The organism is Streptomyces phaeoluteigriseus, assembly GCF_001896135.2.
In the GTDB taxonomy this organism is placed as follows: Bacteria; Actinomycetota; Actinomycetes; order Streptomycetales; family Streptomycetaceae; genus Streptomyces; species Streptomyces phaeoluteigriseus.
This window is the reverse complement of record NZ_MPOH02000011.1, coordinates 850,722-856,861: the sequence shown is the minus strand read 5'-3', so window position 1 is coordinate 856,861 and position 6,140 is coordinate 850,722. Positions and strand designations below refer to the sequence as shown.

Annotated in this window: 5 protein-coding genes and 1 pseudogene; 3 read left to right on the top strand and 3 right to left on the bottom strand. The window is 72.1% G+C overall.

Annotated elements, in window-relative coordinates:
* Positions 1-70 precede the first annotated feature (70 nt).
* From BM536_RS14935 to BM536_RS14930, 3 genes are all read left to right on the top strand, one after another.
* A complete protein-coding gene (locus tag BM536_RS14935) occupies positions 71-1,951 on the top strand; it encodes a PTS fructose transporter subunit IIABC (protein ID WP_425444635.1) in 1,881 nt (626 codons plus the stop codon).
* Positions 1,894-2,124, top strand: a complete 231-nt coding sequence (locus BM536_RS44825) for a hypothetical protein (RefSeq protein WP_425444634.1) — start codon at positions 1,894-1,896, stop codon at positions 2,122-2,124. The genes BM536_RS14935 and BM536_RS44825 overlap by 58 nt, the downstream gene beginning before the upstream one ends.
* A 108-nt stretch (positions 2,125-2,232) precedes the next feature.
* Entirely contained in the window at positions 2,233-2,661 is a 429-nt protein-coding gene (locus tag BM536_RS14930) for a hypothetical protein (protein WP_094103023.1), read from the top strand.
* A 45-nt stretch (positions 2,662-2,706) separates the two neighbouring features.
* On the opposite strand, the gene BM536_RS14925 is transcribed toward BM536_RS14930, so the two are convergent.
* The 3 genes and pseudogenes from BM536_RS14925 to BM536_RS14915 form a co-directional block, all read right to left on the bottom strand.
* Complete coding sequence (locus tag BM536_RS14925) at positions 2,707-3,453, bottom strand: DUF6227 family protein (protein ID WP_094103022.1); 747 nt, start codon at positions 3,451-3,453, stop codon at positions 2,707-2,709.
* A 198-nt stretch (positions 3,454-3,651) separates the two neighbouring features.
* Positions 3,652-4,872 carry a L,D-transpeptidase gene (locus BM536_RS14920; protein WP_073495987.1) on the bottom strand — a complete coding sequence of 407 codons (1,221 nt, stop codon included), beginning with the start codon at positions 4,870-4,872 and terminating at the stop codon, positions 3,652-3,654.
* A gap of 148 nt (positions 4,873-5,020) precedes the next feature.
* A pseudogene (locus tag BM536_RS14915) lies at positions 5,021-6,030 on the bottom strand (P1 family peptidase).
* Positions 6,031-6,140: the final 110 nt, after the last annotated feature.

Below are 6,140 nucleotides of genomic sequence, written 5' to 3'. Positions count from 1 at the left end.
CCCCACCGCACCCCCGTCCCCTTTTGCGCCCAGCACACCCCCCGGGCGATACGCGAGCGAAGGAGCCGCGATGAGCGAGATGATCACCGCGGAACTGGTCGACCTCGACCTGTCCGTCAGCACCAAGGAAGCAGCGGCGCGGTCCCTCGCCGAGCGCATGGTGGTCCTGGGCCGGGTGACCGACCTGGAGGGTTTCCTCGCCGACGTGGCCGCCCGTGAGGCCCAGATGCCCACCGGCCTCGACGGCGGCATCGGCATCCCGCACTGCCGCAGCGCCCATGTCACCGAGCCGACGCTCGCCTTCGGGCGCAGTGCGGCCGGCATCGACTTCGGCGCGCCGGACGGTCCGGCCGACCTGATCTTCCTGATCGCCGCCCCGGCCGGAGCGGACGACGCCCACCTGACGATCCTGTCCTCCCTCGCCCGGCAGCTGATGAACGCCGAGTTCACCGACGCGTTGCGGTCGGCGGGAGACGCGGCGGCCGCGGCGGCGCTGATCCGCGGGGAGGAGCCGGACGAGGCCCCCGCGAAGAGCGCGAGCGCTCCCCAGGACACCGTTGTGACGTCGGCGGCGGCCTCCGCCGACGTCACAACGGCCACCCCCGCCACCACGCCCGACGCGCCCCCCTTCCGCATCGTCGCCGTCACCTCCTGCCCCACCGGCATCGCCCACACCTACATGGCGGCCGAGTCGCTGGAGAACGCGGGCCGCGAGGCGGGCGTCGAACTCGTCGTCGAGACACAGGGCTCGGCCGGTTTCACCCGGCTCGACCCGGCGGTGATCGCGGCGGCGGACGGCGTGATCTTCGCCCACGACGTGCCCGTACGCGACAGGGACCGCTTCGCCGGAAAGCCGACGGTCGACGTCGGCGTGAAGGCCGGCATCAACAAGCCCGCCGAACTCATCGCCGACGTGCGCGGCAAGGCCGAGCGCGGCGAGGTCACGGCGGGCGCCAAGGGCGGTACGCCGGTCGAGCGGGCCGGTGAGTCCGGTGACAACTACGGCACCAAGCTCCGCAAGTGGCTGATGACCGGCGTCAGTTACATGGTCCCGTTCGTCGCCGCGGGCGGTCTGCTGATCGCCCTCGGATTCGCGATCGGCGGCTGGGAGATCAACAAGGCGCCCTCGGTCATGGAGCACTTCTCCTGGACCCAGGTCGACAGCTGGGGCGCCCTGCTGTTCCAGATCGGCGGGGTCGCCTTCGGCTTCCTCATCCCGGTCCTCGCCGGATACATCGCGTACGGCATGGCGGACCGCCCCGGTCTCGTCCCCGGGTTCGTCGGCGGAATGATCTCCTCCCAGATCGCCGCCGGCTTCCTCGGCGGCCTGGTCGCCGGTCTGCTGGCGGGCGCGGTGGTCCTCGCGATCCAGCGCGTCAGGATCCCGCCGGTGCTGCGGGGCATCATGCCGGTGGTCGTGATCCCGCTCATCTCCTCGCTGATCGTCGGCTTCCTGATGTTCGTCGTGATCGGCAAGCCGATCGCCGAGGCGCAGAAGGGCATGACGGACTGGCTCGCCGGCCTCTCCGGCACCAACGCCATCCTGCTGGGCGTCCTGCTCGGCCTGATGATGTGCTTCGACCTCGGCGGCCCGGTCAACAAGGTCGCGTACGCCTTCGCCACGGCCGGTATCGCCGTCGCGGATCCCAGCGACTCCGCGATGAAGGTGATGGCCGCCGTGATGGCCGCCGGCATGGTCCCGCCGCTGGCCATGGCGCTGGCGACCACCCTCCGCAAGAAGCTCTTCACGCCGACCGAGCGCGAGAACGGCAAGGCCGCCTGGGTCCTGGGCGCTCCTTCATCTCGGAGGGCGCCATCCCGTTCGCCGCGGCGGACCCGCTGCGGGTCATCCCGGCCTCGATGGCGGGCGGCGCGGTCACCGGCGCCCTGTCGATGGCGTTCGGCGCCACGCTCCGCGCCCCGCACGGCGGCATCTTCGTGGTCCCGCTGATCGGCAACCCGTTCCTCTACCTGGTCGCCATCGCGGCCGGGGTGTGCGTCACGACCGCCCTGGTCGTCGTCCTCAAGGGCCTGCGCAAGCCGGTCGTCGGGGCCGCGGCACCCGGCGCGGAGGACGGCAGCGCCGCCGCGGCCGCGGAGAGGAAGCAGCCGGTGGCGGCGTAACCGGCCGCAGCGCACGGGTCCTTCGGCGGGCCTGCACCACCTGCGAGATACGTCACGGTCCGGGGCGAAAGTCCCGGACTGTGCTGTCTTCGGTGTCTACTGTTCGACATGCCTGAGCACCTCTCGATCCCCCATCCGACGGGCCCGGCGGCTGTCGCTCTCGCCCTGGCGGGAGCCGCCTGGCTGATCGCGGTGACCGCCCTGCTGCGCCGCGCCCGTCCGGGCGCCGGCGTGTGGGGCTCCTGGACGGGCGCACAGCGCACACGGCGTACGGCCCTGGGCGCCATGCGCCCGGGTCATGACGCGATACCCCCGGGGCCGCGCGGACGACGCCGGACCACGGGCGTACGCCGCCGGGACGCACACGTGCAGCGCCCGGAGACGGACGTACGCCGTCCGGGCCCGGGCCGGCCACCGACCCTCCCCGCCCTCCCGCCGCAGCATCGGACCGGCCCGCACCAGGAAGCCGTCGAACTGACCGCCGCGGAGCGGGCCGCCTTCGAGCATCTCGTACGCGGGCTCAACGGCGACCGCTGAATCCGCGCCGGACGCCCCGGCCAGGGCGCCAGGGGTGAGCCCGGCTCAGGAGACCTGGGCCGCCCGCCGCTCCATCGCCTCGCGGGCCGCCTCCTCGGTGGGGTACACCTCGCACATGTGCCGCCCGTCGGGGGTGGCCGTGTGCTCGACCTCCCACAGGGAGACCTCCTGGCCGTCGCGGAGCAGGAACGCGTGCTCGTACAGCGCGTAGCCCAGACCGATGCGCCCCGCACGGCAGGGCCGGCCGAACGCCTGGGTGATCTGGTGCGCGAAGGCGGACGCCAGCAGCGCGGCGGTGTCGGCGTCCGGCCGGTCCGCGTTCTCCGCCCGGCGCAGCAGCCGACGCGCGTGGTCCGCCGAGTCGTCCGGCACGTACACATGGCGCGGGGCGGGGATCGGCGCCAGCTGGACCAGCACCGGCAGTTCGAAGTCCGGCGCGTCCGCCGGAAGGGGCAGCCGGGCCGTGGCGGCCCGCAGCTCCTCCTCGTCGACGTACACCTCGTGCTGCGGCTCGCTGCCCGGGGTGGGGTTGTGGACCAGCTCCCACAGGGTGAGCGCGGACCCGTCCGACAGCAGCCAGGTGTGCCGGTACGTCTCCCGATGCAGGCCCGCGCTGTGATGCGCGGAGTGCAGCGAGCTGTCGTGCGCCAGCGCACAGTCGAGCCGTCTCACACATTCGTCGGGCAACTCGAACGAGTTCAGGGCGCGACCGAGAAGCCGCGCGAGGTGCTCCTCCGGAGTCTCGGGCGACTCGGCTGCTTCGTGCGCTGCCGTCTCGTACGGAACGCTCAAGGTTTCTCCCGGCGTTGCTGCATGTCACCTTGTGGGTGCATACCGTAGCCCCTCGGTCGGACATCATGTCCGGGAACCGAGAAAACGTACGCGGGGAAAACGCGGAAGCCGCGCGAGAAGTTCCCGCGCGGCCCGATGATCCGTCAGGAACCGCCGGTCAGAGGCCCTGCCCGCCGGAACGGGCGGCGCTCGGACGGGTCAGGTCGCGCTCCCCGCGATCCATTCACTCCACGCCAGGTTCCACCCGTTGAGGCCGTTGTCCGGGGCGACCGTCTTGTCGGGGGAGTTCTTGACGATCACGACGTCACCGACGAGCGAGTTGTCGTAGAACCACTTGGCGGGGGTGTCGCCCTGGGCGCCCCGCGCGTCCGCGAGGCCGACGCAGCCGTGGCTGGTGCCCTCCCGACCGAAGGGCGGATTGCCCCTGTTGTACCAGTAGTTGCCGTGGATGAAGGTCCCGGACTGCGTCAGCCGCATCGCGTGCGGCACGTCCGGGATGTCGTACTCGCCGCCCAGCCCGACCGTCCGGCTGTTCATCCGCGTCTGCGTGAACTTCTCCGTGATCACCATCTGGCCGTTGTACGTCGTGTGCTGGGCGCTGCCCGAGGAGATCGGGACGGACTTCAGGGTGGTCCCGTCCCGCACCACCGACATGGTCTGGGTGCCGACGTCGACCGTGGAGACCTGCGAGCGCCCGATGGTGAAGGTGACCGTCTTCCTCTGCACGCCGTGGACGCCGTTGGCGCCCTGCACGCCGTCCAGGTCGATCTTCATCGTGACCTTGGAGCCGGCCTTCCAGTACTCCTCGGGCCGGAAGTCGAGCCGCTGCGACCCGAACCAGTGCCCGACCACCTTCTGCCCGCTGCTGGAGGAGACAGTGATGTGCGACTGGACGGCCTTCTTGTCTTCGATGGCCTTGTCGAAGGTGAACGACACCGGCATCCCGACACCGACCGTCGTGCCGTTGTCCGGCGTGTACGTCCCGATGAAGCTGTTCGCCGGGGACACCGTCGTGAAGACCGAGTCGGCCGCCACCGTCCGGCCGTCCGCGCCCTTCGCGGTCGCCGATATCTCGTACTTCGTCCCGCGCTCCAGCTGCTCCTTCGGCTTCCAGCTGCTGCCGTCCGCCGCCAGCGAGCCCGCCACGACCTGCTGCGTCCCCGCCACCGTCATCTTCACGGTGGCCAGCCGGCCGTCGCTCACCTTCACGCCCGTGCTGTTGATCGACGCGCCTGTCGAACCGTCCTCGGCCGAGATGACGATCTTCGCGGTCCTCGTCCCGGCGGATTCCCCACCGCCCTTGTTGTTCTTGTCCTCGGCGTTGGCGCTGCCACCGCAGGCGGTCAGGGTGAGGGCGCCGACCACCAGGGCGGCACAGGCCCCCAGTGCGCGCCGCGCTGTTTTGTTCGGCGTTGTCACGGGCTGCTCCAGCTTCGTGTGTTGTGCGTGATCCGCTCCAGTACGTGGGAGAAGAGGACCACCACGGCCGCTGGGGTTCCCGCCGTCCGCCGCTGAACCCATCGCGTGACAGAACCGGGACAATGACCCGCCTCCTGACGCGACTTGCCTACCGGCCCCCGTACAGCTCCTCGTACGACGGCCAGGTCCCGCCGGCCTCCGTCACCGGCTCCGCGGCCCGTACCGCCCGCACGATCGCCCGTGTCACCATGTCCGCGCCCGCCGCGAGAACGTCGTTCAGGGCGAGTGGGTGCGCGCTGCCGACAGGGCCGGTGCCGAGCGGACGCGCACCCGTCGCCAGTGCGAACACCGTGTCCCCGTCGTGCAGCAGATGCACCGGCCGTACGGCACGGGCGATGCCGTCGTGCGCCGTGCCCGCCAGCTTCTGCGCCTGCGCCTTCGTCAGGTCCGCGTCGGTGGCGACCACCGCGAGGGTCGTGTTCAGCGGCGGGGGCGCGCTCGCCGCGGCACTGTCCGCCAGGCGCCGCAGGGCGGCCTCGTGCACCCGCTCCTCCGGATACTCCACCCGGCCCTGGAACAACTCCCCGTACAGCACGCCCGTTTCCGGGTCCATGACCGAGCCCGCCGCGTTGGCCACCACCAGCGCGGCCACCGTGATGCCTGAGTCGAGCACGATGGCGGCGGTACCGATCCCGCCCTTCATCGCTCCGACCGCGGCGCCCGTCCCGGCGCCCACACACCCCTCCGGCACCCGGGCGCCGGGTGCGCTCGCCGCGGCGGCCTCCACCGCGGCCCGGCCGAACGCGGCGTCCGGACGGGCCCGGAAGTCGCCGCCCCGTCCCAGGTCGAAGACGCACGCGGCGGGCACCACCGGCACGACGTGCGCGGGGTCCGCGCCGACCGGCACCCCGCGGCCACGCTCCTCCAGCCAGGCCATCACCCCGGACGCCGCGTCGAGTCCGTAGGCGCTGCCGCCGGTCAGCACGACCGCGTCCACACGCTGCACCACATTGCGCGGGTCGAGGGCGTCGGTCTCCTTGGTACCGGGGCCACCGCCGCGCACATCCACGGCGGCCACCGCCCCGCCCTCCGGCGCGAGGCGACCGTGGTGCCGGTCAGCCACCCGTCACCGGTACGAGAGGCATGCCCCACCCGCATCCCCGAGACATCCGTCAGAGCACCGACTGTCAGAGCGTCAACTGTCATGGCCCCAGTCTGGCCCGCCCCCCGTCCGGCGGGGCGGCTGTCGCACCCTTCCTCACACCGCC